Source organism: Pseudomonas phenolilytica, assembly GCF_021432765.1.
GTDB classification, from domain to species: domain Bacteria; phylum Pseudomonadota; class Gammaproteobacteria; order Pseudomonadales; family Pseudomonadaceae; genus Stutzerimonas; species Stutzerimonas phenolilytica.
On record NZ_CP058908.1, the window covers coordinates 3,556,789 to 3,575,789 of the forward strand.

Consider the following 19,001-nt stretch of genomic DNA (forward strand, 5'->3'; position numbering starts at 1 on the left):
ACGCTTCGGCGAATCAGCCAGTCAGCTCATACAACCCACCCGGCACAGCTATCACCCACTCCCTCACCGCCCGAACGGTCGGGTCATCCCGGCGGCTCTCCGGGTACACGAGATGAAACGGCTTGCCCTCCATTTCCGGCCCGAACGGTTGCACCAGCCGCCCTTCCCTCAGTTCGTCCTCGATCAACTGCCGGCTCATCAGCGCCACACCCTGCGCGCCGATGGCGGCGGAGATGGCGTGGGTCTCGTCGGAGAAGACCAGCCCGGCGCTGACGTCCAGACCCGGCACGTTGGCGAGCTTCTGCCACGCCGCCCAATCGCGCGGAGACGAAACGGCGGCTTGCGCGCGGAAGTGGATCAACGAGTGCTTGGGCAGGTCCGCCGCAGAATGCAAACCAAGGTGCGGGCTGCAGACCGGGACGAAGGTGTTGTCGAACAGCTTCTCCGCCACCAGCCCCGGCCAGCGGCCGTCGCCGTAGCGGATGGCGATATCCGCCGTGACGCCATCCAGCGCCACTGGCTCATGGGAGGTGTGGAAACGCAGATCGATATCCGGATGGGAATCGCGTAGCAGGCAGACCCAGGGCACCAGCCAGCGCACCGCGATGGCCGGTGTGGTGCTGAGGGTGACCGCCTGGCGGCAGGGCTTCGCGCTGAGGCGTTCGACCGTGGCACTGATACTGTCGAACGCGGTTTCCAGCGTCTGTTGCAGCTCGCGGCCTTGGGCGGTCAGCTCCAGCTTGCGCGGTTTACGCAGAAACAGCGCCACGCCGAGGGATTCCTCCAGCGAACGAATCTGGTGGCTGATCGCCGTGGCGGTGACGGACAGCTCCTCGGCGGCCTGCTTGGCGCTCTCGTGGCGGGCAGCCGCTTCGAAGGCGCGCAAGGCGGAAAGCGAGGGTAACCAACGGTGCGCCATGGCTGAGTTTTCCTCATCTGTATCCGAAAGAAATCGTCGTTTGTCGCCTGTAGAGCCTAACCCTAGGCTGACTCTGCCACGAATGACAGATGAATTCTTTTACAGAGGAGATTCGCCATGACGCACCTTCTGCACCTCGATGCCAGCGCCCGCCCCGGCCTCGCCGGCAAGGACGAGCACGGCTCCCATAGCCGCAACCTCAGCCAGCGCTTCGTCAGCCAATGGCTGGCCCGTCGCCCGCAGGATGACGTGACCTACCGGGACATCGGCCAGACCCCGCCTTCCTTCGTCAGCCATGACTGGATCGCCTCGGCCTTCACGCCAGAGGAGCGCCGGGAGCCGTGGATGAATGACGTGCTGGCCGAAAGCGACAGGCTGGTGGACGAACTGCTGGCCGCCGATGTGCTGGTCATCGGCACGCCGCTCTACAACTTCGGCATGCCGGCGGCGCTCAAGGCCTGGATCGATCAGGTGGTGCGCCTGAACCGCACGGTCGGCATGGACGAGAGCAATCCGCTCGATCCCTACGTGCCCATGCTGGCGGATCGGGAGCGGCACGCGGTCATCCTTACCGCCCGTGGCGGCATCGGTTTCAACCCGGGCGAGGCGCTGGCGCACATGAACCATCTGGAGCCGAACCTGGCGACGGCGCTCGGTTTTATTGGGATCACCCGCCTCCATCAGATCGCCATCGAAGGCCAGGAAATCGGTGGCGAGCTGCTGGCCAGTTCGGTGGCCGAAGCGCTGCGTCGGGTCGATGCGCTGGTGACGCGGCTGCAGGCAACTGTGACAGCACCCGCTCCCCGCGCGCAGCAGAGGCAGGCCGAGCCCGATCCGGTGTAATGCAGGCCTGGCGTGGAAAACGCCCGGTTTTCCACGCTACCCTCCATGGCCTGATACCCGGGCGAGACAGCGGAGCGCGCATGGCGACCGATAGAGATTTCATGCTGTACGTGGCCGAACAGATCGACCTGGGCAGCAGGCTGACGTACCGGAAGATGTTCGGCGAGTACGCGCTTTATCTGGATGAAAAGGTCGTCGCCTTCGTCTGCGACAACAGCCTGTTCATCAAGCCTTCGCCGGCGGCTGCAACGCTCGCCCCGGATCTGCCGCAAGCCCCGCCCTATCCCGGCGCCAAGGACTATCCGGTGGCCGACGAACTGCTGGACGATGCCGACGAGCTGCGCCGTCTCGTGATTGAAACGGCGCGGCTCATGCCGGTGCCAGCGCCACGCAAACCGAGGAAGAAGAAGCCAGACGCAGCGACATGAGCTTTCAACCGGGTTGGCTCTTCATCTCCCGGTCCTCGCCCGCAGCCCCCGCCCGGTACAATGCCGCACTTTCTGCGTCGCCCGGAGCCCCGCCATGTTCACCCTCACCCACCTCGACACCCCGCCGCCGGAAGCGCTGAAAAGCCAGGTGCTGCAGCTGGTGGTGGACTACCTCGGCGACATCAGCCCCGTCTCGCTCACGCCGAGCAACCCGCTGTATCAGCTGTACCAGTACGTGGTGGGCTTCGAGGTGCATCGCTACCTGGACAGCATGGACGGCGCCCAGGCGGGCAAGCCCGAGCTGATCATGGCGCTGGATGCCGACGACCCGGCAATCCTGCTCGGTTTCGCGCTGTACCTGCCGTACGTGGACGACCCCGAGGCATGTGCGCTGGCCTATCTGGCGGTTGATGCCGGCCATCGTCGTCAGGGCATCGGCCGGGCCATGGTCGCGGCGATGGTGGCGCGCTATCCGCACGCCGAAGTAGCGTGCGTGGCGGGCAAGGCGCCGTACTTCGAGGCGCTGGGCTTCATGCCTTTGGCGGCGCGTGGCCCGCAGGTGGTGCTGAACACCCGCAGCCAGGCATCCCCCGGCGTGGTGGCCGTGCAGGATCTGGCACCGATCTTCCAATCGAAGGAGGTACGGCAGATTCACAGCTACCTGATGAAACAGCACGGCGAAAAAGCCATGAGCAATGCGGAAAAGCAGCGGGATCGGCTGCTGGATCAGCTGACCAAGCAGGCCGACCACCTGATCGAAACGTTCACCGCAGCCCGGCGTCTGCACTGATCGTCATCGCCGCTTCCGCAACAGCGCATGGACGGCGGCGCACGCTGGGTTCAGATCTTCACGCAGGCAAAAATCGCGTTGCCTGAAGCCTCGTTCCAGAGCAAGAGCTTCTCGTAGTCATGCTCGAGCACATGCACCTCGAAATACGGCTGCAGCAGTTCGATCAACTCGGCGAAGCTCAGCGCCACCATCGCGTGCTCGTCATGCCAGACCTGACTTTTTCCTTCGACGGTTCTCTCGATGCGCAGCTTCAACGCCTGCCGCTCGCCGTCGCCGGGGTAATGCCAGCCGGAGCTGAAGCTGAACAGGCCTTCCGCATGCCGCGTGCTGTGGGAGACGAACGAAGCGTTGTCGATCTGACGCTTGTCCACGGCGTTGAAGCAGAACAATCCACCGACCGCGAGGGCGTCATGCACGCTGGCAATACAGCGCTTGAGCCGTTCGAGCGTGCCACTGTAATGGATGGAATAGAGGAAGCAGGTGATCAGGTCGGTTGGCTGGTCCAACGAAAAGCCACACATGTCCTGCAACGAGAAGCGGGCTTCGGGACAACGAATAGCCGCCCGGTCCAGCATCGGCTGGTTGATGTCCAGACCGCTGCTCTGGTAGCCGGCATCGATGAAATGGCGCACGTGTGGCCCGGTTCCGCAAGCGAGATCCAGATGCCTGTTGCCGGCATTGCCGAACAGCTGCTGCAGACGCTGAACACAGTGGCTTTGCGCGCCGTAGTCGATATCCGCGCACATGAGATCGTAGTAACCCGACAAGTCGGTATAGAGGGCATCGCCGGGCATGGTGACCTGTTAGCGGGAGCGTAGGGGGCGCGCATCATATCCCGCGGCCGGCGAAACCGCCCGGCGATCTGCGCCGACCTCAACGGCAGTTGCCGGCGCAGCCTCCGCGTGCGCAGGCCGGTGCTTCGGGGTTCTTCAACACCCGGCTATTCACCACCCCGGCGGCACTCATCAGCTTGGTCACCGGCGCATCGTCCGCAATCGTCACGTCTTCGGCCAGCGCACAGGCCTCTCGCAATTCACCCCAGGTCTTGGGGCGCAGCGCCATCGCATGGCGGACCTCGTAAACCTGGCCATTGGCTTCGCAGCGATAGTCATAAGTCGGCATGGTTATTCCTCCCTGGGTTGAGCTAGGCCGGGGCCGCCAACCGTCCGCCTGTTGAACGTACAGCCAAAGGACGACGCAGAATCGCTGGCTACGCGCGATCAAGCCTGCTTGATCGCTACCAGCACGAAGCCCACCACGATGCCGGCCAGGGCGATCAGCCAGCCAATCCGGTGTGCACGGTTCTTTTCGGCTTGCCGCACGGGGTCCACGGGTTTTTTCTTTCTCACGGTTCACCTGACTCTGAATAAAGACGGCTGACGCCAAACGCCGCCGCGCGCCCTTTTAAGCCGCTCGGGGCGAATTGTCCAGTGAGCGGCGCGAGGGTTGTACCAGCGCCATTCCGCCGAGGCTTTTCCGGCACCGCCGGAGTTCCGAGCGCGCGCCACACCCGTGCTGGATTACGCGCCGCTTACGGCGCGCCGAACAGCGCCGTCCAGTAGATCGCCGCGTCGCTCTGTGGATCGACCGCATAGGCCGCGCCGAATTCGCTGTACTGCGGGTTCATCAGATTCGCGCAGTGACCGGGGCTGGCCAGCCAGCCGTCGAGCACCCGGCGCGGAGTCGGCAGTGCGGCAGCGATGTTTTCGCCCACCACGCCGCCGGTATAGCCGGCCAGTTCGGCGCGGTCGCCGGGCGTGCGACCGTCCTCGCTCAGATGACTGAAGAAATTACGGTTGGCCATTGCTCGACTGTGGGCTTCGGCCGTGCCGCCGAGCGTCGCGTTCCAGCCAAGTGGGGCCGCCGCGGCAAAGGATTGCGAGCCGCACTGACGCGGCTGCGCACGCGCGGTATTGATCAGTTCCAGCAGTTTCTGGCCTTCGGCCTGCCAGTCGCCCAGACGCCCGTCGAGCAGCGGCCGCGCCAGCACGATGCGCCAGTCGCGGCCCTCGCGGCTGACGCCGATATCGACGAACTGCGGATCGAGCAGCACCTGGCAAAAGCTCTCGTGCAGCGCCTGCATCGCCGCCGGCGCATCTCGCGGCCCGGACAGGCTGATGGCTTGCACCGTCATCATCGGATAGGCCGCACGCGCCAGTTCCTGCTGCAGATCGCCCGCACCGATGGCCGGCAGATTCAGGCGTGTGTCAGCCGTGAGTGGCGGCAGTTCCTCGCTGGCCTTGCTGCCGCAGCGCTGCACCTCGCTGCGATAGGCATTGATCGCCTCGACCAGCTGCGCTTCTTCGGCAGCCGCCCAGCCGGTGAACAGCAGCGTGGCGAACAGCAGGACGGATGAAAGAACACGCATGGCAGCTCTCCGGCAAAACACTGACGAAACGGTACGCCCACGGCGCAAGCGAACGTCATGGTGCGCGACGTCGCCGCGCTTGTCATCCCGCAGCGCGCCGGCTGTGCGGGTGATGCCGGCTTGGCTATGATCGAAAGCCATGAACAGCCTGCCACCACTCCGCCGGTCCTGCCCGCCCGGCACTTGTACCTGCCAGCGCGACGCGTTGCTGCAAACACCGGGCGCCGATACGCGCATTCTGCGGTTGACCCTGCATGAGGAGCGTCGCCTGCTCGAACGTCTGGAGAAGGTGCAGAGCCTGGACGACCTTGAGCATCTGCAGCAACGCATGTTCGAGCAGCTGGGTATCCGCATGGATATCGCCCCCGGGCACAACGAGGTGCGCAGCATGCGCGGCATCGCCATCGACTTCGCCGACCAACCCGGCCTGTGCCGCAAGACCCGCCCGGCCATCGCCGCCGCCATTCGCCGCGCCCTGCAACAGCGCCCGGAAATTGCCTGGCGCCTGCTCGATGCCCATGACCTGCTGGGTGGCGCATAGCCATCACCGTGCTAGCATCCGGCCTCTTTAAACAGACGGAAGGATTCCAATGTTCAAACGATCGCTGTGCCTGCTTGCCATGACTGCCGCGCTGCACGGCTGCGGCATGACCATGCCGCGCTACGAGCCAAGCTTCGCCAACGTCAATCTGCTCAAGACGCAGGCACCCATGACCGGAATTACCCGCCCGAGCGTTACGGCCGATCCTGGAGCGGATTCGATCATGGTGCGGCTCAACCCGATCCGCAGCCCGGAGGGATCGCTCAGCCAGCATGTGCAGAAGGCGTTGGAAGCAGAGCTGCGCCTGGCTGGTCTGCTGGAACCGGAGGCCCATCGCCGGCTCGATGTGCGGTTGCGCAACAATGAAATGTCCTCGCCGGCTGGCACCGGCTTCGGCAGCATCACCGCAGATTTCGAACTGCGCGCAAACGGGCGACCCCTGTACAGCGCCAGCAAGACAGTGACGGACAGCTGGGACAGCAGCTTCATCGGAGCCATCGCGATTCCGTCGGCCGCCAACGCCTACAACCCGCTGGTGCGCAAGCTGCTTGCGGAGCTTTATCAGGATCCGGCGTTCATCAGCGCGATGAAACAGCCCTAAACCAAGCGTGTGGCCGGGCCTGATGCCCGGCCACCTTGCCACTCAGCCGCGCAGCAGCAACTGGCCTTGCGCGTATTTCAGCGCATCGCGCTCCACCATCTGCTTGAGCAGTGCATTGAGTTGCCGGCGGAAGCTGTCGCTTACTGCGTCGGCCGGCGTGTAGGCCATCATCGGAATGAACACCAGACCCATCCAGGTTCGGATCGAATCGTGATTCTGGGCCATGGATACCGGCTTGTCGTCGCTATCGAGCACCTGCAACGTCATGCTGTATTCATCCTTGGCAGTCGCAGGAATGATCATCAGCGTCAGGCCCGAGATCATCCCACTGACCATCGCCGCCCCCTCCGAGCCACCGTTGTATACGGCGAGCTTGAGCGTGTAGTCACCCGGCTGTTTCTGAAACGGGTCCAGCGTGTAGCGGCTGAACAGGCCCGAATCGCGCAGCACCGATTCCAGTTGCGGCTTCAACATATCGCGAGCCTGAGGCATTTCCACCGCTTGCCCATCGCCAGCATCGCCGCGATAGAAGTTGAAATCGACATACACACTGGGGCGCTGCTCATAACGAGCCATAGATGGAATCGAGGTTTCGGCAACCTCGTTACCGGGAAAGCTGGCGCATCCCGTCAGCGCCAGCATCAGTACGCAACCCATGAGTTTCAGTTTCATTGTGGTCATCCTTGTATTGGCAGGTTTTCGCACACGGCGGCGCGAGCGGCGAACTCTAGCCAGAGCAGTCCGGCATGCCAATTAGCCATTACGCATTTTTGCGAAGCCATGAGGGCTGGCAATGCCCGAGATGCCTCGGATTTGCCTATTCCGCAGGTCGCAATAGCACCCCAAGGGGCTGCCCGAGCGGCTAGAATGGCCGGCCGTTCCCGATTGATTGCCCGCGTCCATGTCATTGCCCAAACACCACCTCGAACTGCTCGCCCCCGCGCGCGACGTCACCATCGCCCGCGAGGCCATCCTGCATGGCGCCGATGCCGTCTATATCGGCGGCCCGAGCTTCGGTGCGCGGCACAACGCCGAGAACAGCGTGGCGGACATTGCCGAACTGGTGAAATTCGCCCATCTGTTTCATGCGCGGGTGTTCGTCACGCTGAACACCATCCTGCACGACGACGAGCTGGAAGCCGCGCGCGCGCTGATCCAGCAGCTGTACGAGATCGGCGTCGACGCGCTGATCGTGCAAGACATGGGCATCATGGAGCTGGATATCCCGCCCATCGAGATCCATGCCAGCACCCAGACCGATATTCGCACCCTGGAACGGGCCAAGTTCCTCGACAAGGCTGGCTTCTCGCAGCTAGTTCTCGCCCGTGAGCTGAACCTGCAGGAAATCCGCGCGATCTACGACGAAGTGGATTCGACCCTGGAGTTCTTCATCCACGGCGCGCTGTGCGTGGCGTTTTCCGGGCAGTGCAATATCAGCCACGCGCAGACCGGGCGCAGCGCCAACCGCGGCGACTGCTCCCAGGCCTGTCGCCTGCCCTACACGCTGAAGGACGATCAGGGCCGCGTGGTGGCCTTCGAGAAGCACCTGCTGTCGATGAAGGACAACAACCAGAGCGCCAACCTGAGCGCGCTGGTGGATGCTGGCGTGCGTTCGTTCAAGATCGAGGGGCGCTACAAGGATGTGAGCTACGTGAAGAACATCACCGCTTACTACCGCCAGCGCCTGGATGGCATTCTTGCCGAGCGCCCGGACCTGGCCCGCGCCTCCAGTGGCCGCACCGATCACTTTTTCGTCCCGGACCCGGACAAGACGTTCCACCGCGGCAGCACCGACTACTTCGTCACCGATCGCAAGATCGACATCGGCGCCTTCGACTCGCCGACCTTCACCGGCCTCGCCGTGGGTGAAGTGCTCAAGGTCGGCAAGCATGACCTGACCGTGCAGACCCGCGAGCCGCTGTCCAACGGCGACGGCCTTAATGTGCTGATCAAACGCGAGGTGGTGGGCTTCCGCGCCAGCGTGGTCGAGCCGCTGAAGCAGTTCGAGGAGGACGGTCAGTCGCGCTACGAGTACCGCGTCGAACCCAACGAAATGCCCGCCGCGCTGCGCCAGGTGCGCCCGAACCATCCGCTCAACCGCAACCTGGACCACAACTGGCAAAATGCGCTGCTCAAGACCTCCGCCGAGCGCCGCGTCGGCGTACGCTGGCTGGCAAAATTGCGCGCCGATGCGCTGGAGCTGCACGTCACCAGCGAGGAAGGCGCCTATGCCACGGCCACCCTGCCCGGCCCCTTCGGCGAAGCGAAGAAGCCCGAGCAGGTCCCCGGCCAGATCGCCGATCTGCTGAGCCAGCTCGGCACCACCATCTACCACGTGGAAGCAGTCGGGGTGGATGCGCCGCAGGCGTTCTTCATCCCCAACTCGCAACTCAAGGCGCTGCGCCGCGAAGCCATCGAGGCACTGACCGCAGCGCGCGAAACCATCCGCCCGCGCGGCGGGCGCAAGCCGGTCAGCGTGCCGCCGCCGGTCTATCCCGAGTCGCACCTATCGTTTCTCTACAACGTCTACAACGAGAAGGCCCGCGCCTTCTATCACCGCTACGGCGTGCAGCTGATCGACGCGGCCTACGAGGCCCACGAGGAGACCGGCGAGGTGCCGGTGATGATCACCAAGCACTGCCTGCGCTTCTCCTTCAACCTTTGCCCGAAGCAGGCCAAGGGCGTCACCGGGGTGCGCACCAAGGTCGCGCCGATGCAACTGGTGCACGGCGACGAGGTGCTGACGCTGAAGTTCGACTGCAAGCCCTGCGAGATGCACGTGATCGGCAAGATGAAGGGCCACATCCTCGACCTGCCGTTGCCGGGCAGCGCGGCGAGCATCGTCGGGCAGATCAGCCCCGAAGACCTGCTCAAGACCATCAAGGCCAAGCCGCAGGCCTGACGCGCACTCAGGCCACGAGCGTCTCGGCCAGCGCCCGACCGATCGCCGCCAGCGCGGCGTTGCGCTCCTCGGCGCTGGCCCGCGTCTGCGTGAGGTAGACGCAGGCAATCACCGGCTGGCGCTGCGGCGGCCAGATCACCGCGATCTCGTTGGTCGTGCCGCGCTCGCCCGAGCCGGTCTTGTCGCCGAGGCGCCAGGTTGGCGGCAGGCCGGCGCGCAGCTTGGCCGCACCGGTCTGGCTGGCGAGCATCCAGGCGATGAGCTGGTCGCGCGAGGCCGCCGACAGGCTGTCACCCAGCACCAGCCGTTGCAGATTCGCGGCCATCGCCGCCGGCGTGGTGGTGTCGCGCGGATCGCCAGGGCGTGCCTCGTTCAGCTCGGTTTCCCAACGATCCAGACGGGTGAAGCGGTCGCCGAGCGTACGAGCGAAATCGCCGATCGCGCCCGGCCCGCCGAGGTGACGCAGCAGCAGGTTGCCCGCCGTATTGTCGCTCAGGGTGATGGCGGCCTCGCAGAGCGCGGCGAGCGTCATGCCATCGTCGACATGCTGCTCGGTGACTGGCGAGTAGGTCACCAGATCGTCCGCGGTGTAGCGGATGCGCGTCTGCAGCGAATCCGCGCCGGCATCGACTCGCCGCAGCACCGCCGCGCCCGCCAGCAGCTTGAAGGTGCTGCACAACGGGAAGCGTTCATCGGCACGGTGCAGCCATTGCCGGCCGGACTGGCTGTCGATGATCGCCACGCCCAGGCGCGCCTGCAGCTGCTTTTCCAGCGCGGCGAATCGGTGCGTCAGGTCTTCGCCGCGACGCTCGATGGCCCACGCCCGGTCGCCACGATCCAGCGCGCCGCCGAGCAGCAGCGCACCCCCCAGCAAGGAAAACTGTCGCCGTGTCAGTACCTTCACCTTGTTCCTCCATTCGACCAACACACCGCTCAAGCGCGGACGCTGAGCGTAGGCTATCCAACGCCAATGTTCTGCCGGATCAGGCTCAGTGCGATGAGCGGATTGGCGAACGCCTGTGCCGTCGCATGCTTTAAACTCGTGCCCTTCTTCCGCACTACCCGGCGAATCCCCTCGCTGCCCGGACTGCCCATGAAGCAACGCGCCGTAACGCCCTTCCAGATCTTCATCCTCGTGCTGTCGTTCTACGTGCTGGGTGCGCTGGTAGCCGACCTGTTCTTCAAGCTGCCGCCCGATATCTCGACACTGCTGGGCTATCTGGACACCATCGTCTGCTTCTTTTTCTTCCTCGACTTCTGCATGCGCTTTCAGCAGGCCGAGAACAAGTGGCGCTTCATGCGCTGGGGCTGGATCGATCTGCTCGCCAGCGTGCCGGCCAGCGGCTTGCAGGCGGCCAAGCTGGTGCGTGCGTTCCAGATTCTGCGCATCCTGCGCGCGCTGAAGTCGCTGCAGCTGATCTGGCGCGTGCTGTTTCGCAACCGCGCCGAGGGCATCGTCGTCTCGGCGGCAACGGCGACCCTCCTGCTGGTGGCCTTCGGCGCGATCACCATGCTGCTGGTGGAGGCACCGAATCCGCAGAGCTCGATCAACACCCCGGAGGAGGCGCTGTGGTGGGCCTTCGTCACGGTAACGACGGTCGGTTATGGCGATTTCTATCCGGTAACCACTGCCGGACGCATCGTCGCGGTATTGCTGATGGTTTCCGGCGTAGGCCTGTTCGGCAGTTTCGCCGCCTACATCGGCTCGCTGTTCGTCGCCGACCAGAACGAGGAAGAAGAAAAGCGCGACGCCGACGACCGCGAGCTGATGCATCGGCTGCTGGCACAGGTGGACAGCCTCAATCAGGAGGTGAAGAGTCTGCGCGCCGAACTGCAACGTGGACGGCTCGCCGAGCGTACGGGCGAAGCTGGCGCCGATACGCCGATGGCCACCACGCCGGAGCCGACGCGCAGGGCGTGACGGCAAACTGTCGTCACGATTGTGTGGTGATCGCCTGCGGGCGGCCCGCCGCGCCCTATAATCGCCCCTGTCACACGTCCCGCACGGGAGCTTGCCGGCGTCATGCCTTTCGAATATGCACGCAATCTGACCGGTCGCCGGCGTACCCGCCATGGCAATCGCCAACTGGGCCTGTGGCTGGCATTCAATGCCGGGGCGGCGAATGCCGGCGGCTTCCTCGCGGTGCAGCAATACACCTCGCACATGACCGGCATCGTCTCCTCGATGGCCGACAACCTGGTGCTGGGCGCCACCGACCTCGCCCTCGGCGGGCTCGGCGCGCTGCTGTCGTTCCTCTTCGGGGCGATGTGCTCGACCATCATGATCAACATCTCGCGGCGCCGGCACATGCACAGCCAGTACGCGCTGCCGCTGGCGCTTGAGGCCGTGCTGTTGCTGTGCTTCGGCGTGCTGGGCGCGCAGATGATGGCGGTGCCCGGGCTATTCGTGCCGCTCACGGTGATGCTGCTGTGCTTCATCATGGGACTGCAGAACGCCATGGTGACCAAGCTCTCGAACTCCGAGGTGCGCACCACGCACGTCACCGGAACGGTGACCGATATCGGCATCGAGCTGGGCAAGCTGATCTACGTCAACCGCCTGCAACGGCCGGGGGAGAAACCGGTGCGCGCCAATCGCGAGCGCCTGCTGATCAACAGCCTGCTGGTCTGCTGCTTCTTCATCGGGGGCGTGAGTGGTGCCTTCGGCTTCAAGTATTTCGGCTTTCTCGCCACCGTACCGCTGGCCGGCGCGCTGCTGTTCTTCGCACTGGTGCCGATGTGGGACGACCTGCGCCTGAGCTGGACGCTCTGGCGGCGCAAACGCTGAGCGCGATCCGCCACACCATGCCTATCCTTCGCGCGCCCTCACGCGCCCTTCACCTTCGCCCTCGCCTTTACGGTTCGTACGCCGCTGCCGCATGACCATTCGGCGCTAAAAACGTTCGCTTACCCTTCGTCAGAATGTTCAATTATTTACTTTGACAGAGCGGGTTTTTGCCCATAGCTTTTCGATTCCGAACATTTACGAACCATTCCGCAGTCGGCTCGAACAATAACAATCCGCATGAGGCTCCCGCGCATGAGTACTCCAACCGTCCCGACCCTCAAGGGACAATGCATCGCCGAGTTTCTCGGCACCGCCCTTCTGATCTTCTTCGGCACCGGCTGCGTCGCCGCGCTCAAGCTGGGCGGCGCCAATCTCGGGTTATGGGAAATCAGCATCATCTGGGGCATCGGCGTGTCGATGGCGGTGTATCTGGCCGCCGGCGTATCCGGTGCGCACCTGAACCCGGCCGTCACCATCGCGCTGTGGCTGTTCGGCACCTTCGAGCGACAACGCGTACCGGCGTACATCCTTGCCCAGGTCGCCGGCGCCTTCTGTGCCGCCGCGCTGGTGTACGGGCTGTACAGCAGCCTGTTCATCGATTTCGAGCAGGCGAACCACATGGTTCGCGGCAGCCTCGAAAGCCTGCAGCTGGCCTCGGTGTTCTCCACCTATCCGCACGCGTCGCTGTCGTTCGGCCAGGCGTTCCTGGTGGAGGTGGTGATCACCGCGATCCTGCTGGCGATGATCATGGCCATCACCGATGACGGCAACGGCCTGCCCAGCGGCCCGCTGGCGCCGTTGCTGATCGGACTACTGATCGCCGTGATCGGCGGTGCGATGGGACCGCTGACCGGCTTCGCGATGAACCCGGCACGCGACTTCGGACCCAAACTGATGACCTTCTTCGCCGGCTGGGGCGATGTGGCCTTCACCGGCGGGCGGGACATTCCGTATTTCCTGGTGCCTATCTTCGCGCCGATCCTCGGCGCCTGCCTGGGCGCCGCGGGTTACAAGGCACTGATCTGCCGGCACTTGCCGGGGGTAGGCTCGGCCGCCTGCGATGCACCGAAACCCAAGGAAAAGGCCACTGCCGAAATGGGCTCCGCGCAGCCCGATATCAGCAAAGTTCGCTAAGGAAACGTCGACATGAGCAATCAGAACAAGCAATTCATCGTCGCCCTCGACCAGGGCACCACCAGCTCGCGCGCCATCGTGCTGGACCGCAACGCCAACGTGGTGACCATCGCCCAGCGCGAGTTCGCGCAGATCTACCCGCAGCCGAGCTGGGTCGAGCACGACCCCATGGAAATCTGGGCGACCCAGAGCGGCGTGTTCGTCGAAGCCCTGGCCCAGGCCGGCATCACCAACGAGCAGGTGGCGGCGATCGGCATCACCAACCAGCGTGAAACGGCCATCGTCTGGGACAAGGTCACCGGCCGGCCGATCTACAACGCCATCGTCTGGCAGAGCCGCCAGAGCACGCCGATCTGCGACCAACTCAAGCGCGACGGCATGAACGATCACATCCGCAAGACCACCGGTCTGGTGATCGACCCCTATTTCTCCGGCACCAAGATCAAGTGGATTCTCGATCACGTCGAAGGCAGCCGCGAGCGCGCCCGCCGTGGCGAGCTGCTGTTCGGCACCGTCGACTGCTGGCTGATCTGGAAGATGACCCAGGGCAAGGCCCACGTCACCGACTACACCAACGCCTCGCGCACCATGCTCTACGACATTCACAAGCTGGACTGGGACCCGGTGATGCTCGAGGCGCTGGATATCCCACGCGAGATGCTGCCGGAAGTGCGCTCCTCGTCGGAGGTGTACGGCCACGCCTATATCGGTTCCGGCCAGAGCACCGGCATTCCCATCGCGGGCATCGCCGGCGACCAGCAGGCGGCGCTGTTTGGCCAGATGTGCGTCGAGCCGGGGCAGGCGAAGAACACCTACGGCACCGGCTGCTTCCTGCTGATGAATACCGGGACCAAGGCAGTGCAATCCGAGCATGGTCTGCTGACCACCATCGCCTGCGGCCCGCGCGGCGAAGTGAATTACGCGCTGGAAGGCGCCATCTTCAACGGCGGCTCGACCGTGCAGTGGCTGCGTGACGAGCTGAAGGTGCTCAACGAATCACTGGACTCGGAGTACTTCGCCACCAAGGTGCCGGACAGCAACGGCATCTATCTGGTGCCGGCCTTCACCGGTCTCGGCGCGCCCTACTGGGACCCGCGCGCCCGTGGCGCGCTGTTCGGCCTGACCCGCGGGGTCAAGGTCGATCATCTGATCCGCGCCGCGCTGGAGTCCATCGCCTACCAGACCCGCGACGTGCTCGACGCCATGCAGCAGGACGCCGGCGAGCGTCTGCGCGCCCTGCGCGTGGACGGCGGCGCGGTGGCCAACAACTTCCTCATGCAGTTCCAGGCCGACTTGCTCGGCACGCAGGTGGAACGCCCGCAGATGAAGGAAACCACCGCCCTCGGCGCGGCCTACCTGGCCGGGCTGGCGACCGGTTTCTGGAGCGACCTCGACGAGCTGCGCAGCAAGAGCAGCATCGAGCGGGTGTTCGAACCGGCGTGCGGAAGCGAACAGCGCGAAGCGCTCTATCGGGGCTGGCAGAAGGCGGTCGACCGCACGCGCAACTGGGCCGAGGACTGATCGGACGCCGCCGCGCCTGCCCAGCGAGCGTTCGTAAGCAGGCGCGGCATGTGCGAATCCGAACGCTCGGCGCTTTAATCACGCGCCAGACTGCGGCATGCTTCGGGGCAAACAGCCCATAAGGAAGCCCCATGAGCCTGGCGCCCCGACAGCAGAACATCCTGGATCTCGTGCGTGAGCGCGGCTACGTCAGCATCGACGAGCTGGCCCGGCATTTTGCCGTCACGCCGCAGACCATCCGCCGGGACATCAACCACCTGGGCGAAGCCGGGCTGCTGCGCCGCTATCACGGCGGCGCTGCCTATGATTCCAGCGTGCAGAACACCGCCTACAGCCAGCGCGCACGGCAAATGCGCGACGAGAAGCTGCGCATCGCCGCCGCCGTGGCCGCGCGGATTCCCGATCAGGCCTCGCTGTTCATCAACATCGGCACCACCACCGAAGCCATCGCGCAGGCGCTGCTGAACCACCGCGACCTGAAGATCATCACCAACGACCTGCACGTGGCGAGCATTCTCAGCACCAAGGAGGATTTCGACGTGCTGATCGCCGGCGGCAGCGTGCGTAGCGACGGTGGCATCGTCGGTCAGGCTACGGCGGATTTCATCAGCCAGTTCAAGGTGGACTTCGCGCTGATCGGCATCAGCGGCGTCGACGAGGACGGCACCCTGCTCGACTTCGACTATCAGGAAGTCCGCGTCTCGCAGGCGATCATCCATAACGCCCGCAAGGTTTTCCTGGCAGCGGATTCGAGCAAGTTCGGCCGCAGCGCCATGACGCGCCTGGGCTCGCTGGAGCAGATCGACTGCCTGTTCACCGATGCGCCGCCGTCCGAAGTCTTCGCCGAACTGCTTGCACGCCACAAGGTGCAGGTGGAAATCGCCGGATAGCGAGCTTTCGCGCCCGTCCCGCTCAGTGCGGAAGGCCTTTCAGCAAACGCCATTTTCGGAAATGTTCCCTTTTATCTGATTTCGAACATTTTTGCTTTCACATGGATTCTCTCACGAATACCATGTTCAAAACCGAACATGATCTTTCGTTTTCGAGGAGAAGCCCGTGCCCCATTCCGTCCAGCCCGTCTCCGAGCTCTATGACGTTGCCGTGATCGGCGGCGGTATCAACGGCGTCGGCATCGCGGCCGATGCCGCCGGTCGCGGCCTGTCGGTGTTCCTTTGCGAACGCGACGACCTCGCCAGCCACACCTCGTCGGCCAGCAGCAAGCTGATCCATGGCGGGCTGCGCTATCTGGAACACTACGAATTCCGCCTGGTTCGCGAGGCGCTGGCCGAGCGCGAAGTGCTGCTCGCGAAGGCTCCGCACATCGTCAAACCGATGCGCTTCGTGCTGCCTCATCGCCCGCATCTGCGTCCGGCGTGGATGATCCGCGCCGGGCTGTTCCTCTACGACCACCTCGGCAAGCGCGAGAAGCTGCCGGGTTCGCGCGGCTTGCGCTTTTCGGCCGAAAGTCCGCTCAAACCGCATATCCGCCGTGGCTTCGAGTACTCCGATTGCTGGGTGGACGACGCGCGGCTGGTGGTGCTCAACGCCATTGCGGCACGCGAGAAAGGCGCGCATATCCACACCCGCACCCAATGCCTGAGCGCCAAGCGCGCCGGCAGCATCTGGCATGTCGAGCTACAGCGCCAGGACGGCAGCCGCTTTTCCTTGCGCGCCAAGGCGCTGGTCAATGCCGCCGGGCCATGGGTGGCGCAGTTCATCGGCGAGGGCCTGCAGCAACGTTCGCCCTACGGCATCCGCCTGATCCAGGGCAGCCACATCATCGTGCCCAGGCTGTATGACGGCGAGCAGGCATTCATCCTGCAGAACGAGGACCGCCGCATCGTGTTCGCCATTCCCTACCTCGGGCGCTACACGATGATAGGCACCACCGACCGCGAGTATCAGGGCGACCCGGCGCAGGTGCGCATCAGCGAGGAGGAGATCGGCTACCTGCTGGGCGTGGCCAATGCGCACTTCCGCCAGCAGCTGGCGCCAACCGACATCCTGCACAGCTTCGCCGGCGTGCGACCGCTGTGCGATGACGAATCGGACAACCCCGCTGCCGTCACCCGCGATTACACCCTCGCGCTGGCGGCGGACCCACAACAGGCGCCGCTGCTCTCGGTCTTCGGCGGCAAGCTGACCACCTACCGCAAACTCGCCGAGTCGGCGATGACGCTGCTGGCGCCGTTCTTTCCCGCACTGGGACCGAGCTGGACGGCCAGCGCCGCGCTCCCCGGCAGCGAGGAGATGGATTCGCCGCAGCAGCTGGCCCGGGACATCGAGGCGCGCATCAGCGGCATCGAACCGGCGCTGGCGCAACGCTGGGCCAGCACCTACGGCAGCCGTGTGTGGCAGATGCTCGGCGATGCCCACACGCTGCAGCAGCTTGGCCAGCCACTCGCTGCGCAGCTCTACAGCCGTGAGGTGGACTATCTGCGCGACCACGAATGGGCATGCGAGGCGGACGACATTCTCTGGCGTCGCACCAAGCTCGGATTGAGCTTCACCGCGCAGGACAAGGCGCGCCTGCAGCGCTATCTGGACAGCGACACGAAACTCGACGAGGCCGCCGTGCCACCACTGGCTAGCCGCGCAACTGGCTAGTGATGCGCTCCAGGCTGGAAGTGAGGCGCTGCTCGGCCGCGCGCAGCTCCTCGCCCTGCTGCAGCAACGGCGCGCAGAGGTTGAGCGCGGTCAGTACCAGCAGCTTGTCGGCACTGGCATCGGGGAACTGGCGGCGGCTTGCTGCCAGATGCTCCTGCAGCAGCGCTGCCGCGTCGGACAACAGCGCCGCCTGCCCTTCGCCGGCGCGAATCGAATACTCGCGCCCGAGAATGTTCAGCACCTGAATGCCGGCGGCGCTCATGCGGCACTGCCGGCAGCGGCCCGCTCGATCAGCGCTTGCAACCGGGCCAGCGTCGCGCCCTGCTTTTCCTCCTGCTCCAGCGCGGCCAGCTGCAGGTTGTCGTTCTCCTCGCGGGCCTGCTGCAGCTGCTGTTCGAGCAGCGCGGCGGTTTCGCGCAGGGACTGATTCTGCTGCAGCAGGTCGGCGATGACGCGTTCGAGCTGGACGAGAGCGGTTTCAAGCATGAGAGGTATCCGGGGCCGGTGAAAAGGCGCGCGAGGATAGCAAAAGCACTGCTGGCGGGGGGCCTGCATTCGCGAGCGCATTGCAGCGACTGGCGGTCGCCAAAGCAAAGACGATTGCGGTAGCCTCGGCAGCCCATCCAAATGCATCACAGGAGTCACCCATGGCCCGCGCCACCGCCCGCCACATCCTGGTTTCCAGCGAAGCCAAGTGCAACGAACTGAAGGCTGCCATCGAAGGCGGCGCCGATTTCGCCCAGGTCGCCCGCGAGAATTCGAGCTGCCCGTCCAGCCGCGACGGCGGCAACCTCGGCTCCTTCGGCCCGGGACAGATGGTGCGTGAATTCGACACCGTCGTCTTCAGCGCGCCGCTCAACGTCGTGCAGGGGCCGGTGAAGACCCAGTTCGGCTATCACCTGCTGGAAGTCACCAGCCGCGAAGACTGATCCTGCCCGCCCCACGCTTCGGCGTGGGGACGCAGTATTTTTTCCACCATCGCGGATGATTTCCGCCAAGCGGCGGTCCAATACGGCACGACCAAATCAAGAGGTATGTGCCATGGGACTGTTCGACAGAATCAAGGAAAAACTCGGCTTCGGCGATGCCTCCAACGAGGCGCAGAAACCGGTTTCCACCCCACCGGCGGATGTCGCCAGTACCAGCGCCGAAGGCGTCACACTGGACTCCGGCCGCCCCACCGCTACCGCCAATGCGACCACCCACACCGACGCCCCGGCCATGTCACAGGTCGACGTCGCGGCGAAGCTCGACGCCATGGCGGCCAGCCATCACGAGCAGCTCAACTGGCGCACGTCCATCGTCGATCTGCTCAAGCTGCTCGGTCTCGATAGCAGTCTGGACGCGCGCAAGGAGCTGGCCAACGAACTGCACTGCCCGCAGGACAAGATGACCGACTCCGGCACCATGAACATCTGGCTGCACAAGACCATCATGCACAAGCTCGCCACTCACGGCGGCAATGTGCCGCCGGAGCTGCTGCACTGACGCCGGCGAATGCCGGCCAATAAAAAAGGCTGCCCCGCATGACGGTGGCAGCCTTTTTCGTTACCGGCGCT

22 protein-coding genes are annotated in these 19,001 nt (G+C 64.7%); 14 read left to right on the forward strand and 8 right to left on the reverse strand.

Features of this window, described 5'->3' with window-relative positions; genetic code table 11:
- Window positions 1-13: 13 nt before the first annotated feature.
- Window positions 14-919 (reverse strand): transcriptional regulator GcvA, encoded by a 906-nt coding sequence (gene gcvA, locus HU825_RS16875; protein WP_234302522.1) that lies wholly within the window; start codon window positions 917-919, stop codon window positions 14-16.
- Window positions 920-1,036: 117 nt separating this feature from the next.
- Here gcvA and HU825_RS16880 point away from each other — a divergent pair, with 117 nt between their 5' ends.
- From HU825_RS16880 to HU825_RS16890, 3 genes are all read left to right on the forward strand, one after another.
- Window positions 1,037-1,762, forward strand: coding sequence for an FMN-dependent NADH-azoreductase (locus HU825_RS16880; RefSeq protein WP_234302523.1), 726 nt, complete (start codon window positions 1,037-1,039; stop codon window positions 1,760-1,762).
- Between the two features lie 101 nt (window positions 1,763-1,863).
- Window positions 1,864-2,190 (forward strand): TfoX/Sxy family protein, encoded by a 327-nt coding sequence (locus HU825_RS16885; protein WP_155550429.1) that lies wholly within the window; start codon window positions 1,864-1,866, stop codon window positions 2,188-2,190.
- A gap of 94 nt (window positions 2,191-2,284) precedes the next feature.
- Window positions 2,285-2,980: a GNAT family N-acetyltransferase gene (locus HU825_RS16890; protein ID WP_234302524.1), complete on the forward strand. Its 696-nt coding sequence runs from the start codon at window positions 2,285-2,287 to the stop codon at window positions 2,978-2,980.
- Window positions 2,981-3,030: 50 nt separating this feature from the next.
- On the opposite strand, the gene HU825_RS16895 is transcribed toward HU825_RS16890, so the two are convergent.
- The 3 genes from HU825_RS16895 to HU825_RS16905 form a co-directional block, all read right to left on the reverse strand.
- The gene (locus tag HU825_RS16895; protein WP_234302525.1) at window positions 3,031-3,774 is read right to left on the reverse strand and encodes a class I SAM-dependent DNA methyltransferase; all 744 of its coding nucleotides are present in this window, start codon (window positions 3,772-3,774) and stop codon (window positions 3,031-3,033) included.
- 79 nt (window positions 3,775-3,853) lie between these two features.
- Window positions 3,854-4,102, reverse strand: coding sequence for an FmdB family zinc ribbon protein (locus tag HU825_RS16900; RefSeq protein WP_234302526.1), 249 nt, complete (start codon window positions 4,100-4,102; stop codon window positions 3,854-3,856).
- 409 nt (window positions 4,103-4,511) lie between these two features.
- Entirely contained in the window at window positions 4,512-5,348 is an 837-nt protein-coding gene (locus HU825_RS16905) for a CAP domain-containing protein (RefSeq protein WP_165594688.1), read from the reverse strand.
- Window positions 5,349-5,487: 139 nt separating this feature from the next.
- Between HU825_RS16905 and HU825_RS16910 the strand changes: the two genes are divergently transcribed.
- Together HU825_RS16910 and HU825_RS16915 are read left to right on the forward strand one after the other, a co-directional pair.
- Complete coding sequence (locus HU825_RS16910) at window positions 5,488-5,889, forward strand: hypothetical protein (RefSeq protein ID WP_234302527.1); 402 nt, start codon at window positions 5,488-5,490, stop codon at window positions 5,887-5,889.
- 49 nt (window positions 5,890-5,938) lie between these two features.
- Window positions 5,939-6,490 carry a hypothetical protein gene (locus HU825_RS16915; protein WP_054093263.1) on the forward strand — a complete coding sequence of 184 codons (552 nt, stop codon included), beginning with the start codon at window positions 5,939-5,941 and terminating at the stop codon, window positions 6,488-6,490.
- Window positions 6,491-6,532: 42 nt separating this feature from the next.
- Here the strand turns inward: HU825_RS16915 and HU825_RS16920 are convergent, their stop codons facing one another.
- Window positions 6,533-7,162 carry a hypothetical protein gene (locus HU825_RS16920; protein ID WP_043297194.1) on the reverse strand — a complete coding sequence of 210 codons (630 nt, stop codon included), beginning with the start codon at window positions 7,160-7,162 and terminating at the stop codon, window positions 6,533-6,535.
- A gap of 229 nt (window positions 7,163-7,391) precedes the next feature.
- Between HU825_RS16920 and HU825_RS16925 the strand changes: the two genes are divergently transcribed.
- Complete coding sequence (locus tag HU825_RS16925) at window positions 7,392-9,392, forward strand: peptidase U32 family protein (protein ID WP_234302528.1); 2,001 nt, start codon at window positions 7,392-7,394, stop codon at window positions 9,390-9,392.
- 7 nt (window positions 9,393-9,399) lie between these two features.
- On the opposite strand, the gene bla is transcribed toward HU825_RS16925, so the two are convergent.
- Window positions 9,400-10,296 (reverse strand): class A beta-lactamase, encoded by an 897-nt coding sequence (gene bla / locus HU825_RS16930; RefSeq protein WP_234302529.1) that lies wholly within the window; start codon window positions 10,294-10,296, stop codon window positions 9,400-9,402.
- A 189-nt stretch (window positions 10,297-10,485) separates the two neighbouring features.
- On the opposite strand from bla, the gene HU825_RS16935 reads away from it, so the two are divergent.
- From HU825_RS16935 to glpD, 6 genes are all read left to right on the forward strand, one after another.
- A complete protein-coding gene (locus HU825_RS16935) occupies window positions 10,486-11,313 on the forward strand; it encodes an ion transporter (protein WP_234302530.1) in 828 nt (275 codons plus the stop codon).
- 102 nt (window positions 11,314-11,415) lie between these two features.
- Complete coding sequence (locus HU825_RS16940) at window positions 11,416-12,180, forward strand: YoaK family protein (protein ID WP_234302531.1); 765 nt, start codon at window positions 11,416-11,418, stop codon at window positions 12,178-12,180.
- 252 nt (window positions 12,181-12,432) lie between these two features.
- Window positions 12,433-13,314 (forward strand): MIP/aquaporin family protein, encoded by an 882-nt coding sequence (locus HU825_RS16945; protein WP_156714926.1) that lies wholly within the window; start codon window positions 12,433-12,435, stop codon window positions 13,312-13,314.
- 12 nt (window positions 13,315-13,326) lie between these two features.
- The gene (glpK, locus tag HU825_RS16950) at window positions 13,327-14,835 is read left to right on the forward strand and encodes a glycerol kinase GlpK (RefSeq protein WP_008570319.1); all 1,509 of its coding nucleotides are present in this window, start codon (window positions 13,327-13,329) and stop codon (window positions 14,833-14,835) included.
- Window positions 14,836-14,966: 131 nt separating this feature from the next.
- On the forward strand, window positions 14,967-15,725 hold the full coding sequence (locus HU825_RS16955) for a DeoR family transcriptional regulator (RefSeq protein WP_234302532.1): 759 nt from the start codon (window positions 14,967-14,969) through the stop codon (window positions 15,723-15,725).
- Between the two features lie 166 nt (window positions 15,726-15,891).
- Entirely contained in the window at window positions 15,892-17,442 is a 1,551-nt protein-coding gene (gene glpD, locus HU825_RS16960; protein ID WP_234302533.1) for a glycerol-3-phosphate dehydrogenase, read from the forward strand.
- Here glpD and HU825_RS16965 read toward each other — a convergent pair.
- Window positions 17,423-17,704, reverse strand: a complete 282-nt coding sequence (locus HU825_RS16965; RefSeq protein ID WP_234302534.1) for a cell division protein ZapA — start codon at window positions 17,702-17,704, stop codon at window positions 17,423-17,425. The two genes, glpD and HU825_RS16965, sit on opposite strands and share 20 nt — an antisense overlap.
- Window positions 17,701-17,928: a hypothetical protein gene (locus HU825_RS16970; protein ID WP_008570323.1), complete on the reverse strand. Its 228-nt coding sequence runs from the start codon at window positions 17,926-17,928 to the stop codon at window positions 17,701-17,703. The genes HU825_RS16965 and HU825_RS16970 overlap by 4 nt, the downstream gene beginning before the upstream one ends.
- A 161-nt stretch (window positions 17,929-18,089) precedes the next feature.
- Between HU825_RS16970 and HU825_RS16975 the strand changes: the two genes are divergently transcribed.
- Together HU825_RS16975 and HU825_RS16980 are read left to right on the forward strand one after the other, a co-directional pair.
- Window positions 18,090-18,371, forward strand: coding sequence for a peptidylprolyl isomerase (locus HU825_RS16975; RefSeq protein WP_003289417.1), 282 nt, complete (start codon window positions 18,090-18,092; stop codon window positions 18,369-18,371).
- A 112-nt stretch (window positions 18,372-18,483) separates the two neighbouring features.
- On the forward strand, window positions 18,484-18,930 hold the full coding sequence (locus HU825_RS16980; RefSeq protein WP_234302535.1) for a DUF3597 domain-containing protein: 447 nt from the start codon (window positions 18,484-18,486) through the stop codon (window positions 18,928-18,930).
- The last annotated feature ends 71 nt before the right edge of the window (window positions 18,931-19,001 follow it).